We start from the raw sequence: 19,852 nt of genomic DNA, 5'->3' as shown, positions 1-19,852 counted from the left end.
CAATCCGCAGATAAGCCAAGTCCTTTTTGATTGTTGAAATAAATCTTTTATCTGTTGACTTATGCCAACAAGTGCACCTACTCCTTGCCGATACCCCAGTTGTCGAGCACTACTGAGCGCGCCTGGCTTTTGTAACGAACACCGCGCCGCAGTGCATCGTGAGTATGGCCGTGCACGCCGTGGGTTTGATACCGAACGAGGCTTTTATCAGTCACCTCGCTGGCGATCTGTGCGTGCGGCCTTCTTGCGCGAGCATCCCGTGTGTAAGGCCTGTGAGGCGCTTGGCAGCACAACACCTGGTGTGGTGGCTGATCATATCCAACCTATCAAGGAAAACGGCTTACGTTTCGATTGGTCAAACCTGCAGGCACTTTGCGTGTCTTGTCATAACCGAAAGACCGCACGTGAAACCGCAGCAAGCCGCTTATACCCCCCTAGGGGGTCTTAATCCCTACAGTTGCCGCGCTCTGGTGCGTGGCCCTAATCAAATTTTTGCGCGTGCAAATTGAAACAAGGGGGGGGTTAAGAAGAAAATTGAGTCCATCGATTGGTAATTACTCCGTCTGATGAATTTTCAATATGTAAGATTAGTCTCTTACTCCCTAATTCCTTTCTCAATATTGCACAACAAGCTTCAGCGCTCATTACATTCGCTTGTTCTTCAGTAAGGGCAACAGGTGAATTTAAAAAACCACCACACATTCTTCGCACAATAATTTTATTGTCCTCGCCGTATACACGATACGAGCCTGGAGGCAAAAAATCTATTGGATTCATTGACATCTTCCATTAATTGAATATGGCCGGTCGCAAACCACTCCCCACCACTATAAAACGGATCAAAGGAACTCTTCAAAAGAGTCGCCTTAATTTAAGAGAACCAAAGCCTGAGGGAGAACTTGTTGATCCTCCAGACTATATGCCTGAAGGTGCTAAATCAGCATGGCGCTATGCACTCGAGTGTGCGCCTCCTCATTTATTAAAGCGTCTGGACATGTCTGTGCTGGAAGTCTGGGCTTGCGCCGCAGACTTGTATCGAAAGGCTCAAACAGGCATAGCTAAGACAGGACTGCTGGTTAAGGCACCAAATACCGGAGTACCGATGCAATCTCCATATCTTGCGATTGCAAACAAGCAAGCTCAAATCATGACCAAAGCAGCCATAGAGATGGGATTTACTCCTGCGTCACGCTCACGTGTTTCATTACCCATGGAGACAGCCGATCAAGATATGGATCCCTGGGCTGATATTGCAGGCTGAGTATATGCCTTCAGAAAACTATGTCGTGATAGCCAAGCAATATGCAGAAGCTGTCGCTGCAGGTGAAATCATCTCTTGCCGCTGGGTCCAAATGGCGTGTAAGCGCCAGTTAAATGATCTGGCAAAATTCAAAGGGAAATCAAGCCCCTACCGCTTTAACCCAAAGCTTAAAGACAAAGAAGGCCGCAGCTTTGCACCCGCTGATAATCTTTGTGGATTCATTGAGCGCCTGCCCCACGTTAAAGGTCCTCTAGCAGGCGAGTTGATTACGCTTGAACCTTGGCAGGTTTTTATCCTAAGCACGGTGTTTGGCTGGGTCAAATCAGATGGAAAACGCAGGTTTCGTCGCTCCTATATTGAGGTGCCGCGAGGTAATGCTAAATCCACTCTCTCCTCAGCGCTGGCCTTATATATGCTGGCCGCAGATCGCGAGGGAGGCGCCGAGGTGTACTCGCTTGCCACGACACGCGATCAGGCGCGCATCGTATTTGGAGATGCGCAGACCATGGCACGCAAAAGTCCAGGATTTCGTAATCGCTTTAACGTAAACGTCGGTGCCCACAACATGAACGTGCTGGCCTCGGGCTCTAAGTTTGAAGCGCTCTCGGCTGAAGGCTCGACCCTGGATGGTTTGAATATTCACTTTGGCTGCATCGATGAGCTACACGCCCATAAGACCCGAACCGTCTATGACGTTGTAGAGACAGGAACCGGCAAGCGGGACAACTCGCTTTTATGGGTAATCACAACAGCTGGATCCAATCGCGCAGGAATTTGTTACGAAGTCAGAAGCTTTGTCACCAAACTACTGGATGGCGTCTTTGAAGATGACAGTCAGTTTGGAATTATCTATGGCCTTGATGATAGTGATGACTGGACAAGCGAGACTTCGCTAATCAAAGCCAATCCCAACTGGGGCATCTCGGTACGATCTGAAATTCTGGTCCCATTGCAGGCCAAGGCCATGCAGTTGCCCAGTGCGGTCAATAACTTTAAGACCAAGCACTTAAACGAGTGGGTGAATGCAGACACCTCCTGGATGGATATGCGTGCCTGGGACGCTTGTGGCAATCCAGACTTAGATATTGAGTCATTTGTAGGTCAGCCCTGCTGGATTGGCTTGGATCTGGCTAGTAAAACGGATATCGCCGCACTCGTCATGGTGTTTCAACACCCAGAAATTGCGGATGCCTTTGCTGTATTAGGTAAATATTACCTACCTGAGGACACAGTCAACGCCGCTGGTAACAGTCAGTACTCGGGCTGGATGCGTAGCGGGCGCCTGACTGTGACACCGGGAAACGTCATCGACTTTAGCTGGATCGAAGCTGATCTATCTGATCTCGTCTCAAGATTTGCAGTGCAAGCCGTCGCCTTTGATCCGTTTCAGGCCACGCAGTTATCCACCAGGATGCTAAGCGAGGGGCTACCCATGATCGAGCTGCGTCCTACCGTACTGAATTTCTCAGAACCTATGAAAACACTGGAAGCTCTCGTGCTTCAGAAAAAACTCATTCACGATGGGGATCCTGTCCTTAGCTGGATGGCGAGCAACGTCGTGGCACATCTGGATGCCAAAGACAACATCTATCCACGTAAAGAAAGAGCGGAAAACAAAATCGACGGCATCGTCGCACTCATTATGGCTATTTCACGTGCAATTAAACCAGGCGATGCGATCGTGCTCGGTTCGGACTACGAGTTGATGGTGCTCTAAGACAATGGGGCTATTTAACTTCTTCGATCGATTCAAGGCTTCAAGCAATGATCGGTCCGCGGGGGGAGATTTCTTTTTTGAACCTGTTGCTGCGCGTAGCGCAAGCGGCATTCAAGTCTCTCCCGATCGCGCACTGAGACTCTCCGCCGTTTACGCTTGTGTGCGCATCTTGTCTGAGACCATGGCGTCGCTGCCGCTCGTGATTTATCGCCAAAGAGCCGATGGTGGGAAAGACCGCGTAACCGACCACTGGCTCTATCACTTATTAGCCCGCAGACCCAATCGATTTCAAAACCCCTTCGAGTGGCGCGAAATGCTCCAAGGCCATCTGGCAATGAGGGGAAACGCGTTTTGTCAGATTATCTCCAACCTCAAAGGGGAAATTACTGAGCTCATGCCGCTACACCCCGACCATGTACGAATGGAAGTCATGGATAACGGTGACTTTCGCTATCGGGTACGGATGCAAAGTGGCGATGAGACGGTATTGCCCCGAGGTCGGATTTGGCACTTAAGGGGACTCTCGTCTGATGGGCTCATGGGCATGAGCCCCATTGAGCTTGCTCGAGAAAGTCTTGGCATGGCGCTTGCCGCTCAGGACTATGGGGCGAGATTCTTTAGAAACGACGCCAAACCCACAGGTGGCTGGATTGAGTTTCCCGGTGCATTTAAGGATGCCGAGGCCAAGCGCGTATTCAGAGACTCGTACCAAGCTGCCCAGGCTGGATCGAACCGAGGCAAGGTCCTCGTATTAGAAAACGGCATGAAGTTTCACGAAGTGGGTGTCACAAATAAGGATGCTCAGTTTCTGGAGTTGCGCAAATTTCAGATCACAGACATTGCCCGACTGTTTCGCGTGCCCCCTCACATGATTGCGGATCTGGATCGAGCGACGTTTTCCAATATTGAGCAGCAAAGTCTGGAGTTTGTCATGCACACCATGACGCCCTGGGTTGAGCGCTGGGAGGCATCGATTGAGTCTGATCTCATGCTCGAGGATGACCAGCTCGAGATTGAGTTCGACTTTGCCAATCTTATGCGAGGCGATGCGGCAAGTCGCTCGGCCTACTACCAGAGCGGTATTCAAAACGGATGGCTTACCCGTAACGAAGCGCGAGTTTCGGAAAACCTCAACCCACTGCAAGGCCTCGATCAACCACTTCGCCCCTTAAACATGGTCGAAGAAGAGGATGCCGAAGAGGCGGAGGAAGAGAAAGAGGATAGCCAAGTACCAGGCAGTGACACAGAGCCTTCAGACAACACAAACCTGCCTTCTGCACCAATTGATCACGAGCTCAGCTTGCGATTTCGCATGCTGGTGCAGTCAACATCCAGCCGCCTGGCAAGAAGGATTGCCAAGAAAGGCTCTATCGGCGTCAAAGAGATAGAACTCATTGCTCAATCGTTTGGATTTGATACCGCTTACGTCGAGAATTGGGCAGAGCAACAAGCGCGCCCACTCCTAGAAAAACCCCTGACAGATTCTCTTATTCAATTTGGACTGAACCGATGAACAAACAGCTACTGATTTCCGAGTTTTTAACTACTCCCTGGGCACTGATGCCCGAACGACTGCAAGCCATGACGGGGATCTTGACGCGCTGGTCTGTGGGAGAGGCGGCAAGTGAGAAAACCATGTTTCAAATTAATGCCGATCGCGTAATTCGCGATACCCGTAAACAGATGGCCGCAGCAAACTCTGGCTCAAGCATTGCGGTGCTTCCACTCTATGGAGTGATCACGCAACGAGCAAACATGGTTGATGACATATCTGGTCCGGGTTGCACGAGCACGCAGCAATTTTGTACGGCGCTTCGGCAATTACTTGCAGATAGCTCGGTCGGCCAAATCCTGATCGACATCGATAGTCCAGGTGGAAGCGTCTATGGCGTAAGTGAACTCGCGCACGAAATCATCCAGGCAAGAGAGCAAAAGGCCGTTATTGCAATTGCCAATAGCTTGGCAGCCTCTGCTGCCTATTGGATTGGGTGCTCAGCAAGTGAGTTTTATGTGACCCCTGGTGGCGAAGTAGGCTCAATCGGTGTGTGGCAAGCCCATTTTGATTACTCAAAGGCGTTTGAAGAGGATGGCGTTAAACCCACTCTTATCTCTGCGGGCAAGTTCAAGGTTGAAGGTAATCCGTATGTGCCGCTCGATGAGCAAGCGCAAGCCTTTATGCAATCCCGCGTCGATGACTATTACAACGCTTTCGTTCAAGCCGTCAGCGTCGGGCGTGGTGCATCAATTCAGGACGTTCAAACGGGTATGGGCGAAGGCCGCATTCTAGGTGCACAAGCAGCACTTGCTCAGAACATGGTGGACGGTATCGCAACCTATGATGAGGTGCTTGCCAAGATGCAAGCCAATGTTCGAGGCAATACCCTTAGCAATCAGTCTCAATTAAAGCGGGCGCGTAATGCACTCGCCTTGATCTAACGAATATTTTTTAACTTGCCCTCCATTGAGGGCGTCCATCACTTGCGACCCGTTGGTCGCTCGCCTTTCACCGCCTTTAGTCATGTTGACCAAGGCGGTTTTTTTATTTCAGGAGAAATACCTATGAGTAAGCAATTACGTGAGCTTCAGGCTCGAAAAGCATCCCTTGTTAAGGACGCCCGTACATTGACCGATATCGCAGCCGCAGAAGATCGCGACATGAATGCAGATGAAGTCAGTGCTTTTGAAGCATTAAAGGAAAGAATCGAGGCAAGTTCTGCTGCCATTGATCGTGAAGCCTCTCTCATCGCAGAGGAAGCGCACCTGAATCACTCCTCTCAACTGGCTAGTTCCTCAGTCATCACCGTAATCGACAATCTCGCATCGGATCCCAAACATGGATTTAAGAGTGTGGGTGAGTTTCTTAAAACGGTCTGCCAGGCGCAAAAGCCCAGCAGCTCGATTGATGAGCGCCTTTTAATTGGGTCTGGCCGCGGTGCGGCAAGTGCTTCGAACTTCGGTAACGAAGGTTCCGCTCAAGATGGTGGATTTCTCGTGCCTCCCCAGTTTGCACAGGAAATTTTCCAGCTCTCGCTTGGTGAAGACTCCCTTTTGCCGCTGACCGATAACGTAGAGATTACCGGCAACACCATGGCATTCCCAAAGGACGAAACCACACCTTGGGGCAGCAACGGTATTCGTGCCTACTGGCAAGGTGAAGCAACGCCTGCTGTGAGCACCAAGCCAGTTCTCGGACTTTCAACCCTGCGCCTGAAAAAACTCATGGCCCTGGTACCTGTCACAGATGAGTTGCTGGATGACACCAATGCGCTTTCGACCTACCTGCCAGACAAGATCGCTACCTCCATTCGCTGGAAAACCAACGAATCGATTCTCTTTGGCTCGGGAACAGGTGTGCCCGTAGGGTGCATGGGAAGTGCAACAACGGTCACCGTAGCTAAGGAGTCAGGACAGGCCACTCAGACGCTTCTTGCCCAGAACTTGGCCAAGATGATCTCGCGCCTGCCTCCCGCATCCTTTGCCAAAGCGGTGTGGATCGTCAATAACGATGTGCTGCCCGCGCTCTTTACGCTCACCCTTGGCAACTACCCGATCTACCTGCCTACGGGCTTAAACGTCGGTAGCATACAAGTCTCGCCCTATGGCACGTTGCTCGGTCGCCCAGTCTTTGTCTCTCAACACGCGAATACCTTCTCTGGTCAGGGTGATGTTCTGCTTGCCGATCTCTCCTACTACCAGACGATCACCAAAGCGGGCGGCTTACAAACGGCTACCTCGATGCATCTGTACTTCGATGCGGACCTGACCGCATTCCGTACGACGTTTCGCATGGATGGTCAGTCAAAGATCGCGGCCCCGATGTCACCAGCTAAGGGAAGCGCCACGCTCTCGCCCTTTATCCAGCTTGGAGCTCGCTAATCTGCGTGCAAATGCACACAAGCAAAACCTCACAATTTAAATTCGGAGTTAATAAATGTATCCAAATGCAAAAGGCAGCGAACTGCTCGCAGTGCTCGCCACCATTGACCCAGCCTCACAAGCGGCAGGAACCGCGACCACGGACTGGATCTCCATGGCTGCGTTTCACGATCTTTTAGCGATCGTGCAAACTGGCACACTTGGCACCAACGCTACCGTTGACGCTAAGTTGCAGCAAGCCAAAGATGCATCCGGCACCGGTGCCAAAGACGTAACAGGTAAATCCATTACTCAAATCGTCAAAGCAACCGGAGAAAACAAGCAGGTATTGGTGAACTTTAGCCCTGCTGACTTTGACTTGTCTAACGACTATGGGTTTGTACGCCTGGCGGTCACTGTAGCTGTAGCCGCATCCCAAATTAGTGCTCAGCTTCTGGGCGTAAATCCCCTTTACGCACCCGCGGACGTTGCTAATTCTAGCGATGTGATTCAGGTGCTCTAAATAAACCATGCCCTTGCAACTTGTCACCCCACCTATTGATGAGCCTGTCACGCTCGCCGAGGCAAAGCTGCATCTGCGAGTGGATTTTGATGAAGATGATGCGTTGATTCTGGCGCTCATCTCTGCAGCCCGGCAAGCGGCTGAGACCATCACTGGTCGGCAATTCATCACTGCCCGCTGGAAAATGGTCCTGGATCGCTTTGCCGGGCAAGAGGGTATGGCCTGCTCAAGTGAAAGTAACTTTTCACTACCAAATCACGCGATTTTGTTATTCAAATGTCCGGTACAAACAATTACTGCCATTCAGTATCTGGACATGAACGGTGCCATGCAAACCATGCCACCTGCCCACTACGTCTTGGATACGGCCTGTGAACCGGCTCGAGTGACCCCAGTATTTGGTCAAATCTGGCCGGTGAGCTTGCCTCAAATTGGTTCCGTTAGCGTGACCTTTGACGCAGGCTACGGATCCCCCCAAGATGTTCCCGAAGGCATTAAGAGTTGGATCAAAATTCGGGTTGGCAGCTTATATGCTCACCGCGAAGAGATGTCTGTGCTTAACCGCGGGCGCATCGATCCACTGCCATTTATCGACGGATTACTCGACTCATATAAGGTGCCTTTCATATGAGCGTTCTGAGTGCCGGGCAGCTGAATTGTCGCGTCACGATAAAAAGTCCTAATACGGCGCTCGATCCCTACGGTGCTCTTGTTCCCGGATGGAACACGCTCATGACCGTCTGGGCATCGATTGAACCCCTAACGGGGCGCGAGCTTCAAAGCGCACTGCAACTCGCAAGCGTTGTCACGCACCAGATTACGGTGCGCTATCACCCGACTCTCGTTGATACACGTAGAGTCGCAACATTTCGGGCGATCTATAAGGAGCGCATTTTTAACATTCACGCAGCCCTCAATGAAGATGAGAGCAACGTGCTGATTACGCTCTTAGCCTCTGAAGGTCTGGAGGCAAATTGAGCCCAGTCCATAGGAGCGAGTAAATGGCAACAGAATCAACAGTTAATGTTCTTGGTCTTAAAGAATTGGATGAACTTCTGAAGACCCTGCCTGCCAAAATCGAGGGTAATGTCGTGCGCGGAGCCATGCGCGCAGGTCAAACGGTTATAGCCTCTACGGTTAAAAAAACGCTTGTTGCAAATGATAATATCCGCACCGGTGCGTTGCTCAAAAGCGTGCGAATCCGCTTTGTTCGCAAGAGTGAAAAGAAATACGGATGGGTCAGAGCCAATCTGATCGCAGGCAACAAAGAGGCTTGGTACGCGCACCTCATTGAGTTTGGAACGGGCAGTTATTACACGGGCACGGGTTCAAAGTCCAAGAAACAACCCTACGAGATCAGACCGAAGAACAAAAAAAGTCTATTTTTTGCTGGCGTCATGCGCGAAGTCATCGTGCACCCAGGCATCAAACCACAATCATTTATGCGAAGCGCCTTTGATTCAAGTAGCGACCGTGCCATTCTTGCCTTTGCCGATTACATCCGAACTCGATTGCCTAAAGAGATTAATAAATTAAATCCGTAAGTACCATCCCATGAGCACCCGACCATGAGTACCCGCTCCATTAGTGCAGAGTTAATTATTGCCACCATGCTCAACACCCCCGCCATTGTTGCGCTGGTTGGAAACCGCAGGGCGCTCGCGCAACTGCCGCCCAACACTCCAATGCCGGCGCTTGTTTACACCGTTATCGACAGCAAACCGACCCCGAACTTGAATTACCAAATGGGCGAGCATCGAGCACTTGCCAGAATACAAATCAACCCATTGGCTGCAACCATCGGTGAAGTCAAAGCCATCCATGACGCGGTGCGTACCGTTCTTGATTTTAAGCACCAGACGATTGTGGTGGGTCAAAAGGTCATCTCCTGTCGACTCGACTTGATGGGGCCTGTTGATAAAGACACCGATGCAGGTGTTTGGACCCAGCCCTACGACTACTTATTAAATTTCGTGGAATCTTCTACTGACTAATACTGCTGCGCGCAGGTAAATCGTGCCCGCCCAGGCAACTGGTGGCGGGCATTTTTATTTATAACCCACAAATCTGTGGGTATTTTTTTATGAGGAAATCATCATGACAGTTCGTACCAGTGCGGGAACCATTTTCAAAGTATCCGCGGCCACCCCTGCCACCTTTGATGTAACGGGATATGGGGCCTTGACCTACACCCCAGTAGGCGAGATCACCGATCTGGGTGAATTTGGTCGCGAGTATTCGCTTGTGACCCACCAGCCAGTGGGATCACGTGGAACACAAAAGTTTAAAGGCTCATTTAACGAGGGCTCTATTACGCTCTCAATTGGTCTGGATACCGATGATGCCGGTCAAATCCTCATGAAAGCAGCAAGCCTTTCAGACAACAACTACACGTTTCGCGTAGAAACACAGAATGGCGACAAGTATTTCTTTCAGGCCAAAGTCATGTCCTGGAAAGTCAATATCGGATCCGTGGACAACATCACGACTGCCTCATGCTCGCTTGAGTTAACGACAAGTGCCAACGGTGCAGGCATCATTGAGGACCTCTTTGCCTAATGTCTGCCCTTAATGTCTGCCGCTAATGTCCACCGCTAATGTCAGCGCTCAAAACTCGCGAAGGAATACAAATGAATAAGACGCAAGATTTTTCAAGCTTCTTTCTGGCTGAAACGTCAGTTGTGGAGCTCGACCTGCCCAATGGCGAGCCCATGCTCTACCAAGGCAGTCCTGTGCGCGTGCATGTGCATGGACCAGCTACCGCTCGCTTTACGAAAGCCAATGAAGCAATGCAAAAGGAGGCCGCCAAGCGTGTGATGGCCGCCATTGGTAATAAAGGCAAAAAGGAAGCTGAGGATAAGGACGCTGATGCCAAATTCCTGGTCGCCATTACCGAGCGAATCGAGAACTTCCCCTTTCCTGGTGGAATCGATGCGATTTACCGCGAGCCTAAGCTCAAATACGTCGCGGATCAGGTGCGCACCTTTGTAGGGGATGCGGGAAACTTCTTTGGGGTTGGCGAGAAGCCCTAATCCTGTATGCCCGTCAATTGGGCTGGATGCACGCCATACCTCAAGAAAAAAATGTCCGACGGGATTCAGAACCGCAGCTTAATCGCGCCGAGCAAATCATGGCTCTTGGCGGTGAACCCCTCTTGCCGGAGGTGGGTGAAGTCTCGTACTTGCTTCGCTACTGGCAGGACATTGGGCTTGTGGGGTCAGGTGCAATGGGACCTGTCAGGTTAAGTGCGCTTGAACTTATGGCCTGGCAACAAGGTTCCTGTGTCACGCTTGCGCCCTGGGAGTTTGCGGTCTTACGCGAGATGTCCGCGCAGTACATCAATAGCCTTCATGAGGCATCCAAACCTGAGTGTCCCGCACCATATGGCGAACCATTACATCAACTTGATCGCGATGTGATTCAAAAGAAAGTGGTCAGTCAATTCAAAGCCTTCATGCTCGCGCAGTCTGGTCAGTCAATACAGTCAACCGCCAATAGCTCAACAGAGATTCATCCATGCAAGTAGCAAACCTTGTCATTCAGATGGCTGCCGATATTGCACGCCTGAAGACCGACATGGACTCGGCCCGCAAGACCGTTGATCGGGCCATGACCGATATTCGTAAAAGCACCGAGATGGCAACCAAGGCACTCGGTGCAATCGGCATTGGCTTTTCTGTCATGGGAATCGCCAACTGGATTAAAGGTGCGATTGATACAGCAGACAAGATTAATGACTTAAGCCATGCGTCTGGAATTGCTGGCACCACCCTCTTCGGCTTGCAATACGCAGCAAAGCTCTCTGGAACCACGCTTGAAGATACGGCAAGTGCGATCAATAAGCTGTCTGTCTCCATTGGGGGCAATGCTTCCAAATATGAAGCGCTCGGCATTAGTGCCAAAGATCCAGTCGAAGCGTTTAAGGAGTTGGCTGCCGTTTTTGCCAAGACCGAGGATCCTCAGCAGCGGGCGGCACTTGCCGCTGATGCGTTGGGTAAATCCTGGCTAGGTGTGGCGCCTCTCCTTGCAGAGGGTGCAGATGGTATTCAGCGCTTAATAGATGAGGGAATTAATCTTTCAGGCGTAACGCCTGAGGTTATCGACAATGCTGCGCGATTTAATGATCAGTTAGATATCTTGGCTCTTCGCTCTCAGGGAGCAGCACTCACTCTGGCAGGCCCCTTCTTATCCTCAATCGTTGATTCTATGGAGGAAATGTCTGCGGCAACGCGCATTGCAGGAGGCTTCTGGAATGCACTTCTGACCTTTGGCACCATGAATCCCTTTGGCACGCTTGAAGATGGGGTCAAAAGCTATACCGAGGAAGTCAATTACCTTCAAGAAAAGATTGAGAAGTACAACCAATCGAACTCTGATACCCGTGCACTGGAGGAGGCTCTGGCCACGGTTAAGAAAAAACTCGAGTTTTCTCAATTCAGACTGAATCAGGAAATTGCCACGCAAGCCAAGGCATCAAAAGAAGCGAGTACGGCAACTGACGCCCATGTCGCGGCCTATAACAAGATGAAACTGTCTGCCGATGAGCTCATCTCCAACATGGAGCATGAGTCGCTTCTCATGGGGATGACCAATGGCGAGCGGGAAAAATCCATCGCCTTGCGCAAACTGGAAGAAATCGGTATTCGGGCAGGCTCCTCGGCCCTGGATGAGTACCTGCCCAAGATTGAAGCGATCGTTGCACAAAACGATGCCACACGCGAGAGGATCAAAGCCGAGCAAGAAGCGCAGTCAGCAGCCAAGCAAGCCCAAAGCGAAGCAAAGCGCGTAGCTGAAGAGCGACTGCGCAACATCAAGGCGATCGAAGATGAGATTGCTCAGCTTAAATTCGACACCGAAGCGCTGGGCATGAATAACGTGCAGAAAGAGCAAGCTGTCTTTCTGCAGAAGCTTCAGAACGCAGGGATCAAAGAGGGGTCAACTGAGTGGGCGAAGTACGCCGATGCACACACTGCGGCCTTACTCGATCAGCAAACCATGCAGTCGATTATCGACAGTAATAAGCAGATCGAAGATGAACGCAAAAAAGCCGAAGAAAAGGCAAAGGCCGACCGGCTTAAATCCGAACAAGAGTTTGCCGATGAGATTAAAGGTATTAATAACCAGATCGGACAAAGTCTGACCGATGCACTCATGCAAGGAGGCCTCTCTGCCAAGGAGTTTCTGGTCAATATGTTTAAGACCATGGTCTTGCGCCCGCTCTTGCAGCCCATTATTACGGGCTTTGTTGGGGCGTTTACGGCAAGCGCTCTGGCTTCAGGAACAGCCGGAAGTGGCGCGGAAGGCGCGGGCTCTGGAGGCTCGGTTTCGAATTCGCTTGGGCTCATGAGTGCCGCCAATGGTTTAAAGACCGCATATGAAATGGTCACTGGTGGCTTTACCAGTCTGGGCGCAACTGTGACCAACTTCGTATCTGAAGTGGGAGCCACGGCCTTTATGACGGCCGAAGCGGGAGGTGCCATGCAAAGCGCAGGCATGTCTATGATGCAAGCAGCAGGCACGATCGGAACGGTTGCCTCATACGTTGGGGGTATTGGTGCCGGGCTTGGCCTTGGCAACCTGATTTCGGGTGGGAAATCAGTGGGTGGCAGCTCCTGGCTATCTGTTGGGACAGGTACCGCAATTGGTGCCATGGTTGGCGGCCCTCTGGGGGCTGCGATTGGTGGCGTAGTAGGAGGCTTTGTTAACGCTGCATTTGGAACAGGCAAAAAGGAAGTCGAAGATACTGGTATTAGCGTGCGCTTTAACGCCATGAAAACTACCATCGATGCCTATGAGGAATGGAGCAAAGCGGGTGGATGGTTTAGTGGCGGGGATAGCGGCACTGAAATCACCCAGGTAGATGCCAAAATCCAGAAGTATTTTGATAATGCGGTAGGCATGACAGCATTAAAGGTCAAGCAGTATGCAGATATCTTAAAACTGCCTGCCCAAAACATTTCCGACTTCACTTTTGAGGTTAAACAAAGCCTAAAGGACCTCTCGCCCCAGGACGCACAAAAGAAGATCGACGAAATCATTGCCGCTTATGGCAACGCATTAGCGTCCTCAGCGACAAGTGAAATCGGTGCGGTTCAACGCGAAGGCGAACAAGCGGGAGCCACCCTCACTCGGCTTGCGACAAGCTTACAAACAGTTAATGGTGTCTTTGACACTTTGAACATTAGCCTCATGCAGGCAAGCGTTTATGGCGCAGATGCCGCAAGTAAGCTCGTAGAGATGTTTGGTGGTGTGGATCAATTCATCAAATCGACTGATTACTACTATCAGAACTTTTATAGCACGCAAGAGCGTGTGGGCAAGACTACCGAGCAGCTCACTAAAGTTTTTGCTCAACTTGGGTTCGTCCTTCCACAAAGCAAACAAGCGTTTCGCTCGCTTGTTGAATCTGCCAGAGCAGCGGGAAATGACCAGCTCCTGGCAAACCTTCTACAGCTCGCCCCTTCATTTAATGAGCTCGTGACTGCGAGCGACCAACTTGCTCAGCAAGCCATCAAGGCAGCCCAGGAAAGCAGTAAACAGGCCGTGGCCAGCAGCGCTCAGGCTGCAGCCAGCATGGATCAGTCTGCAGCCATTGAGACGGTCACGCAAGCAATTAAGAATTCCGTCATTTCGCTTGAGCAACTCTCGAGCATGACCGATCAGGCCTTTGCGGGAGTGCAAAGTGCGATTAGCAATGAGCTCGAGGCATCACTTAAGCAACTATCAGACAGTTTTGATGCTTTAAATAAAAATCTGGATGCCCAGAAAAAAGCGGCCGATGCGGCCAAGCAAGTCGCAACTGAAAGCATTTCTTCTCTACAAGGCCTATTTGATCTGCTTGGCGGCAAGATTAAGACGCTATTACAAGGCGCGGGGCTCGGACAAACTCCTGCCCAAGGCGCAGCATTTATTACCCAGGCGCTTGAAGTTGCCAAGACCACAGGGTATCTGCCCGATCAGTCTGCTCTGTCGGATGCAATCGATGCGGCGATGGCTGGACTATCGTCTGATAACTTTGAGTCTGCCTTTGAAATGCGTAAAGCAAACCTTCAAGTCGCAGTCGATCTTCAATCCTTACAAGACATTGGATCTGAGCAAATGTCCTTTGCTCAGCAACAAGTCGAGATTGCCGAGAAGCAACTCGCCTCGCTCGATGCGCAGGTCATTCAGGCACAAGCTCAGTATGACGCCGATGTCGAGCGCACCCGGGCCTATTACGACTCGCAGCTTCAATACGCACAACTTCAGGTCAATGAACTCAGAGGTGTGAACAACTCTGTAATGTCTGTCGCTCAGGCGATGGCCGTGCTGGGTGTATCCATTGCAGCAGAACGCGCCGCAAGCAATTCTTCCAGTAGTCCAACAACGATCTCCCGGGAATCCTCGATTGCACAAATGTATCGGGATCTACTAGGTCGGGAACCGGACTCCGGAGGTCTTGCAAGTTGGACGGGGAGTGGATTAAGTCTTTCCGAAGTGCAACAAGGCATTTTAGGCAGCCAGGAGTATCAGGCACGGGGCTTTGCCGCTGGGGGTTATTACCCCGGGGGCCTAGCCATGGTGGGTGAACAAGGCCCTGAATTAATTAATTTCAAGAACCCTGGCATGGTCTACAACTCTGAGCAAACCAGTGGCCTTTTATCTGGCGGTAACAAAATCGCTGAAGAATTACGCAGTTTGCGGGAGGACAATCGGGCGCAGGCTCGATCCGTGGTTCAGCTTCAAGCCAGAATGACCCGCCTGCTTGAGCGCTGGGATGGTGATGGGATGCCAGAGCAAAGGGTGGTCACCGCATGAGCTCCGATCCTAATGCGCTAGTTATCGTCAATCCGATCAAGATCACCGATGCGATGGTGCATGTGCCAGGGAGTGGTGGCACTACTGCTGTTGGATCTACTGCAGCGCCAGTAACTAACGTCCCGGAATCAGACCATCCTGCGTGGAGCGCTGCCACAACCTATGCGCTGGGCGCGCGGGTCATGCTCACAAGCACGCACAAGGTGTATGAAAGCCTAAAGGCTGCGAACCTGAACAAAAATCCACAAACTGAATCGCTCTGGTGGATTGAGGTATCGCCCACCAACAGATGGGCATTATTTGATACCTCGGTCAGTACCTCAACTGCACAACCCAACAACATCACCTATGTTCTGGAGCCTGGACAGGTGATTAATACGATTGCAGCGCTGAACTTGAACAACGCGACTGAGATCAACGTCACGATGCATAGCGCGATTTCTGGAGAGTTAGAAATCGTCTACGCCAAGACGATTGATCTCTCGGCGCTCCCCACAGGTTCAGACTGGTGGAGTTGGTTCTATAGCGCGCGTACCGTACCAACTCAAAACATTCAAACAGATTTGCCCTCCTATGGGGATGGCGTCATTAAGTTCGAGTTACTGGGAGGTGCGGACCTCTCTGTAGGCGTGCTTTTGATTGGACAGGAACGATCCTTTGGTCTGGGGGTGCAACTTGGTGCACGAGTAGGCATTCAGGATTACTCGCGAAAGGAGACAAACGATTTCGGGGACACGATTCTTGTGCGCCGAGCCTTTGCCAAGCGAGCCAACTTCAATCTACTCATTGAGAAAAGTGAAGTCGATGCGTTTCAGCTCTTTTTAACTGAGATTCGCGCCACACCCTGTCTATGGATCGGTAGCACTGAATACGAGTCCACTACGCTCTTCGGGTTTTACAAGAACTTTGAAGCACTGATTAGTTACCCGGACTATGCGGATTTTGAATTAGAAATTGAAGGATTGACCTGATGGCCATTACCCCTCTACCCTCAGCACCCCTTCCAACCGATGGGGCATCGGAATTTAACCGTAAGGCCTTTGCTCTCATTGGTGCACTGGATGCCTTTGTTGCAGAGACAAACGATGTAGCAGATTTCGTTGATACCGCGTCAGCTGCTGCTCAATCGAGTCAATCGGCTGCAGCGACAAGCGCCACAAACGCTAATGCCAGTGCAACTGCTGCTGCGGCCAGCGCAACCCTTGCGACAACGAAAGCAACAAGCGCCACAGCGAGTTCAGCAAGCGCTCAAACCAACGCGACTCAAGCCGCCCAAAGTGCTGCAAACGCCCATTCAAGTGAGGTGGCGGCGGCCTTAAGCGCGCTCGAAGCCGCCTCGGCCGTGAGTGCCACGCACATGCCATCTTCGCTCATTGGGCAAGCTCTCAAAGTCTTAAAGGTCAACGCAGGCGAGACGGGTTATGCGCTCTTTGAGTCTGCCGCCTTGCCTAGACTTTATGGCTTTGCCCTTTCTGCGGATGCTTCAGAACTCATGTTCACGGATGCCAAAACCGGTGGCTTTGCGGCCACTGACTTTGTGAGCTGGTTTATTGGTGAAAACCTGACCTTCTCAATTAACAACAATGAACTGGTGATTGCCCTATGAATATTGATATCAACAATCTGGGCTATCGCTGGAAGGGGTTGTACTCCCCGTACTTGAGCTACCTGAACAATGATGTGGTCTACAAAGATGGGGGTGCTTACGTCATGCGTAATGGTGTGGCGACTCCTTTTGCTCTCGGACAACAAGATGCAGTGCTCGCCGGTCACGTTTTAACGGGTGGCGTCTCAGTTGGGGGTCTGGCCAATATGGTGCTGCACTCCAATGGCGCAAGTGGAATGGAGTTTCGCTTCATGGGTGGCAGAAACGGCACTATTGCCACTGGACTCATGTCCACTGAAAGATCAAGTTGTTCGGGTCATGCGGTCACGAACTACTACATGGGATCGATCATGAGCGATGGATCGGTTCGGATGATTGGCTTGCGCCAATACGGGCAAACAGGCACAGGCGTCTACGGGGGGGACCCTGCCTGGAACTACACATTTCCCTCAACTGTGGCTTTCCCTCCAGGCACGCCTCGTATTACGCAGGTGATTTCTGCCTTTAATGATACCTACTACCTCGATGCTAGTGGCGCGGTCTGGCACTCTGGCTCGAATCAAGGTGACACGATGTCTGGGCGCAATACGACGAGCTACATCCCTGTGCCACAAAGAATTAATGGAAATGGAGATCTGGGATCAAACACGATAGTTAAAAAGATTTATATCGGTCGCTGCTACCACGGCTACCCGTCGGTCTGGTTGCTAGACAACCAGGGGCGAGTCTACTCCTGGGGCTACAACCAATATGGCCAACTCGGTAATGGAAATAGCACAAACCAAAATGCGCCCAAGCTTATCCCCATGTCTGTCAACACCCCCATCAAAGACATCTACGTCACAGGTGGAGTGTATGCAGCCTCTTTTTTAATTGGAATGAATGGGATTTTGTATGCCGCGGGAGAAACTAACTCCTCCTTGCTCACGTCAAACTCCTCCACCCACCAGCCCGTCATGCCTTGGGGCTGGAATAAGACAGTCAAAAAGATCTTCTCCTGCGAGACCCCTGGTACCTGGGAAGGTGCGGGCACTTATCGCCGGTATGGCGCCGTGCTGGAAAACGGTGAGTTCTGGATGTGGGGCGATCAAGGCGGATATGTTGGAGATGGCTTTGGGATTGGCTATGGTCCAGCATCGTTTCAAGGCAATACGATATTCCCAATCAAATGCTTGGATGGCGTCAAAGACGCACAGGCCGTTGCAGCGGGCTACCACATGAGCCTTGCGCTTATGAATGACGGGACCGTGAAATGGACCGGATACAACGGTCAATATATTGGTGGCAGCTCTGGTATCTCCCGAAATACCTGGGAAACACTCGGTGGAAGTTTCCTCACCAACGTCACAAAATTGCGTCTTTATGGCTATTCCACTTATCAGACCGCGGTGGCTTTGCGAAGCGATGGAAAAGTTGTGGTCTGGGGCTTTGGTGGCTCGGGTCAGGTTGGCAATGGCAACAACCTCACACCGAATGCCCCCAACTCCTTTTTGCTCCTGGATAAAACAGTCGTTGACTTTAGCGTCTCGGGCTACTTCGGTGCGGGTGGTGGCGGTCTTTATTGCCTGACCTCCGATGGTCAAGTCATGGTCAACGGGTACGGTGCGCACTCCATGGACGGGGATGACGATCAAGAGAGTCGTTTTGCCCCCTCACCTGTCATTTTTTAAAGGAATCAACACATGACAACCATATCGCTTGGCAAAATCGCCTTTACGTGGCGATCGACCTATAACGCCAGCAGCACCTACATGAAGCAAGACGTGATTTCCTACAACGGTGACAGTTTTGTTTGTGTGCTCGACAACACCATGGGCGTGACACCAACAGATGCCTCAACTGCCTGGGATCTCTTTGCGCAGGGAACTACCGGAATTTCTAACAGCTCTGGGCAAATTATTTACAACAATGGCACGGGTCTTGTGGCGCTTCCTTCAGGCGCACTCGGTCAAGTGCTGACAGTGGGTCCTACGGGTCTGCCCGTCTGGGCAACCCCTGAAATCCGATCCGGTACCAAGGCATTAAGGTTTCCGGAAAACACGGCGAACACACAATCGAACCTTTACCGCACGATGGGCGTCATCATGACTGATGGCAGTGTGCGCGCCTGGGGACAGAATTCAAACTTTAGAATTGGAGACGGCACAGAATATTCGCGCTCCTACCCTGCGCGTGCGGCCTTTCCTCCCGGGTTTCCGGGAGCATCAAAACTTTACTTCACAGCACAGACTCACACCTATTGCATCGACAATAACGGTCAGCTCTGGATCTGGGGCTACAACGATTACGGTCAATGCGCCAATGGCAACACAACCGTGCAACGCGTGCCGTTTAACGCCAGTGCAGATTCTGCCAACTCCATTTATGGCAAAACGGTCACGCAAGTCGCACTCGCCTGCGGTGAACAAAATGCCAATAGCTCTTTGGTCCTGTGTAGTGACGGCACCGTTCATTCCTGTGGATACAACGGGTATGGCCAACTCGGTCACGGTGATACAACCTATCGATCCCGTTTTGTGCAATTGCCCGTGCTGTCCGGTATCACCCAAATCGCCGCTGGACGGGAAGCTTATCAGTCTTGCTATGCCGTTAAAAATGACGGCACACTTTACTCATGGGGATATAACGGGGATGGCCAACTTGGAGATGGCACTACAACCAATTCAACGATTGCCATGCCTCGCACTGGCGGTTCGTTAAGTGGAAAAACGATCGTCAAAGTTTTCGCTGGGCACGTGCATGCCATCGCACTTGATAGCCAGGGCAATTTGCACGCATGGGGCACGAACTCATATGGCCAACTTGGTAACGGCAATTACGTGCAACAGTTAACCCCTGTTCTGGCAGTCGGTACGGGCGTTGCAGATGCCTACCTCGGAGGTTACGACTATCCCGTGACCTATATCAAGAAAACAGACAACACACTCTGGGCATGTGGTTACGGAGAATACTGGGCCAACGGAGTATCGCCACCCGGCACAACGACAGCCACCTTTACCCAGATCCCGCTTGGTGGAACCCTGGTTAAAGCAATCCGTGGTGGCTCTGGCACGTACAACTTTGGAGCCGCACTACTCACCAACGGTCAGGTCA

The 19,852-nt window shown here is 51.4% G+C and carries 19 protein-coding genes; all 19 read left to right on the top strand.

The window, feature by feature from the left end:
- Window positions 1-61 precede the first annotated feature (61 nt).
- On the top strand, window positions 62-448 hold the full coding sequence (locus WBJ47_RS02695) for an HNH endonuclease (RefSeq protein WP_422246118.1): 387 nt from the start codon (window positions 62-64) through the stop codon (window positions 446-448).
- A 351-nt stretch (window positions 449-799) separates the two neighbouring features.
- Complete coding sequence (locus WBJ47_RS02690) at window positions 800-1,261, top strand: phage terminase small subunit P27 family (protein WP_422246119.1); 462 nt, start codon at window positions 800-802, stop codon at window positions 1,259-1,261.
- A 4-nt stretch (window positions 1,262-1,265) separates the two neighbouring features.
- Window positions 1,266-2,978 (top strand): terminase large subunit, encoded by a 1,713-nt coding sequence (locus tag WBJ47_RS02685; protein WP_422246120.1) that lies wholly within the window; start codon window positions 1,266-1,268, stop codon window positions 2,976-2,978.
- A 4-nt stretch (window positions 2,979-2,982) separates the two neighbouring features.
- The gene (locus WBJ47_RS02680; RefSeq protein ID WP_422246121.1) at window positions 2,983-4,491 is read left to right on the top strand and encodes a phage portal protein; all 1,509 of its coding nucleotides are present in this window, start codon (window positions 2,983-2,985) and stop codon (window positions 4,489-4,491) included.
- Window positions 4,488-5,414, top strand: a complete 927-nt coding sequence (locus WBJ47_RS02675; protein WP_422246123.1) for a S49 family peptidase — start codon at window positions 4,488-4,490, stop codon at window positions 5,412-5,414. The genes WBJ47_RS02680 and WBJ47_RS02675 overlap by 4 nt, the downstream gene beginning before the upstream one ends.
- Before the next feature lie 123 nt (window positions 5,415-5,537).
- Window positions 5,538-6,854 carry a phage major capsid protein gene (locus tag WBJ47_RS02670; protein WP_422246124.1) on the top strand — a complete coding sequence of 439 codons (1,317 nt, stop codon included), beginning with the start codon at window positions 5,538-5,540 and terminating at the stop codon, window positions 6,852-6,854.
- A gap of 55 nt (window positions 6,855-6,909) precedes the next feature.
- Entirely contained in the window at window positions 6,910-7,356 is a 447-nt protein-coding gene (locus WBJ47_RS02665; protein ID WP_422246126.1) for a hypothetical protein, read from the top strand.
- 7 nt (window positions 7,357-7,363) lie between these two features.
- Window positions 7,364-7,987, top strand: coding sequence for a head-tail connector protein (locus WBJ47_RS02660; RefSeq protein WP_422246128.1), 624 nt, complete (start codon window positions 7,364-7,366; stop codon window positions 7,985-7,987).
- A complete protein-coding gene (locus WBJ47_RS02655; protein ID WP_422246130.1) occupies window positions 7,984-8,334 on the top strand; it encodes a phage head closure protein in 351 nt (116 codons plus the stop codon). Before WBJ47_RS02660 ends, WBJ47_RS02655 begins: the two co-directional genes overlap by 4 nt.
- Window positions 8,335-8,357: 23 nt before the next feature.
- Entirely contained in the window at window positions 8,358-8,900 is a 543-nt protein-coding gene (locus WBJ47_RS02650) for an HK97-gp10 family putative phage morphogenesis protein (RefSeq protein ID WP_422246132.1), read from the top strand.
- A 24-nt stretch (window positions 8,901-8,924) separates the two neighbouring features.
- The gene (gene gp17 / locus WBJ47_RS02645; protein ID WP_422246133.1) at window positions 8,925-9,350 is read left to right on the top strand and encodes a tail completion protein gp17; all 426 of its coding nucleotides are present in this window, start codon (window positions 8,925-8,927) and stop codon (window positions 9,348-9,350) included.
- A gap of 103 nt (window positions 9,351-9,453) precedes the next feature.
- Window positions 9,454-9,915 carry a hypothetical protein gene (locus WBJ47_RS02640; protein ID WP_422246135.1) on the top strand — a complete coding sequence of 154 codons (462 nt, stop codon included), beginning with the start codon at window positions 9,454-9,456 and terminating at the stop codon, window positions 9,913-9,915.
- Between the two features lie 71 nt (window positions 9,916-9,986).
- Entirely contained in the window at window positions 9,987-10,388 is a 402-nt protein-coding gene (locus WBJ47_RS02635) for a hypothetical protein (protein WP_422246136.1), read from the top strand.
- 98 nt (window positions 10,389-10,486) lie between these two features.
- Window positions 10,487-10,882 (top strand): hypothetical protein, encoded by a 396-nt coding sequence (locus WBJ47_RS02630; RefSeq protein WP_422246138.1) that lies wholly within the window; start codon window positions 10,487-10,489, stop codon window positions 10,880-10,882.
- On the top strand, window positions 10,873-15,153 hold the full coding sequence (locus WBJ47_RS02625) for a hypothetical protein (RefSeq protein WP_422246139.1): 4,281 nt from the start codon (window positions 10,873-10,875) through the stop codon (window positions 15,151-15,153). Before WBJ47_RS02630 ends, WBJ47_RS02625 begins: the two co-directional genes overlap by 10 nt.
- Window positions 15,150-16,124 (top strand): carbohydrate-binding protein, encoded by a 975-nt coding sequence (locus WBJ47_RS02620; protein ID WP_422246141.1) that lies wholly within the window; start codon window positions 15,150-15,152, stop codon window positions 16,122-16,124. Before WBJ47_RS02625 ends, WBJ47_RS02620 begins: the two co-directional genes overlap by 4 nt.
- Window positions 16,124-16,759 carry a hypothetical protein gene (locus WBJ47_RS02615; RefSeq protein WP_422246143.1) on the top strand — a complete coding sequence of 212 codons (636 nt, stop codon included), beginning with the start codon at window positions 16,124-16,126 and terminating at the stop codon, window positions 16,757-16,759. Before WBJ47_RS02620 ends, WBJ47_RS02615 begins: the two co-directional genes overlap by 1 nt.
- Entirely contained in the window at window positions 16,756-18,429 is a 1,674-nt protein-coding gene (locus WBJ47_RS02610) for an RCC1 domain-containing protein (RefSeq protein ID WP_422246145.1), read from the top strand. Before WBJ47_RS02615 ends, WBJ47_RS02610 begins: the two co-directional genes overlap by 4 nt.
- Before the next feature lie 12 nt (window positions 18,430-18,441).
- Window positions 18,442-19,852, top strand: a 1,411-nt coding sequence (locus WBJ47_RS02605; RefSeq protein WP_424585620.1) for an RCC1 domain-containing protein, incomplete at its 3' end; no start/stop codon positions are given.

The organism is Zwartia sp. (assembly GCF_049655405.1).
In the GTDB taxonomy this organism is placed as follows: domain Bacteria; phylum Pseudomonadota; class Gammaproteobacteria; order Burkholderiales; family Burkholderiaceae_B; genus Zwartia.
This window is presented reverse-complemented; position numbering and strand designations above follow the sequence as displayed.

Coding starts and splice junctions, on each gene's coding strand:
- WBJ47_RS02655 (WP_422246130.1), top strand. CDS start 7,984: ATGAGCGTTCTGAGTGCCGGGCAGCTGAATTGTCGCGTCACGATAAAA.
- WBJ47_RS02680 (WP_422246121.1), top strand. CDS start 2,983: ATGGGGCTATTTAACTTCTTCGATCGATTCAAGGCTTCAAGCAATGAT.
- gp17 (WP_422246133.1), top strand. CDS start 8,925: ATGAGTACCCGCTCCATTAGTGCAGAGTTAATTATTGCCACCATGCTC.
- WBJ47_RS02670 (WP_422246124.1), top strand. CDS start 5,538: ATGAGTAAGCAATTACGTGAGCTTCAGGCTCGAAAAGCATCCCTTGTT.
- WBJ47_RS02640 (WP_422246135.1), top strand. CDS start 9,454: ATGACAGTTCGTACCAGTGCGGGAACCATTTTCAAAGTATCCGCGGCC.
- WBJ47_RS02615 (WP_422246143.1), top strand. CDS start 16,124: ATGGCCATTACCCCTCTACCCTCAGCACCCCTTCCAACCGATGGGGCA.
- WBJ47_RS02620 (WP_422246141.1), top strand. CDS start 15,150: ATGAGCTCCGATCCTAATGCGCTAGTTATCGTCAATCCGATCAAGATC.
- WBJ47_RS02635 (WP_422246136.1), top strand. CDS start 9,987: ATGAATAAGACGCAAGATTTTTCAAGCTTCTTTCTGGCTGAAACGTCA.
- WBJ47_RS02665 (WP_422246126.1), top strand. CDS start 6,910: ATGTATCCAAATGCAAAAGGCAGCGAACTGCTCGCAGTGCTCGCCACC.
- WBJ47_RS02690 (WP_422246119.1), top strand. CDS start 800: ATGGCCGGTCGCAAACCACTCCCCACCACTATAAAACGGATCAAAGGA.
- WBJ47_RS02630 (WP_422246138.1), top strand. CDS start 10,487: ATGGCTCTTGGCGGTGAACCCCTCTTGCCGGAGGTGGGTGAAGTCTCG.
- WBJ47_RS02650 (WP_422246132.1), top strand. CDS start 8,358: ATGGCAACAGAATCAACAGTTAATGTTCTTGGTCTTAAAGAATTGGAT.
- WBJ47_RS02695 (WP_422246118.1), top strand. CDS start 62: ATGCCAACAAGTGCACCTACTCCTTGCCGATACCCCAGTTGTCGAGCA.
- WBJ47_RS02625 (WP_422246139.1), top strand. CDS start 10,873: ATGCAAGTAGCAAACCTTGTCATTCAGATGGCTGCCGATATTGCACGC.
- WBJ47_RS02610 (WP_422246145.1), top strand. CDS start 16,756: ATGAATATTGATATCAACAATCTGGGCTATCGCTGGAAGGGGTTGTAC.
- WBJ47_RS02685 (WP_422246120.1), top strand. CDS start 1,266: ATGCCTTCAGAAAACTATGTCGTGATAGCCAAGCAATATGCAGAAGCT.
- WBJ47_RS02675 (WP_422246123.1), top strand. CDS start 4,488: ATGAACAAACAGCTACTGATTTCCGAGTTTTTAACTACTCCCTGGGCA.
- WBJ47_RS02660 (WP_422246128.1), top strand. CDS start 7,364: ATGCCCTTGCAACTTGTCACCCCACCTATTGATGAGCCTGTCACGCTC.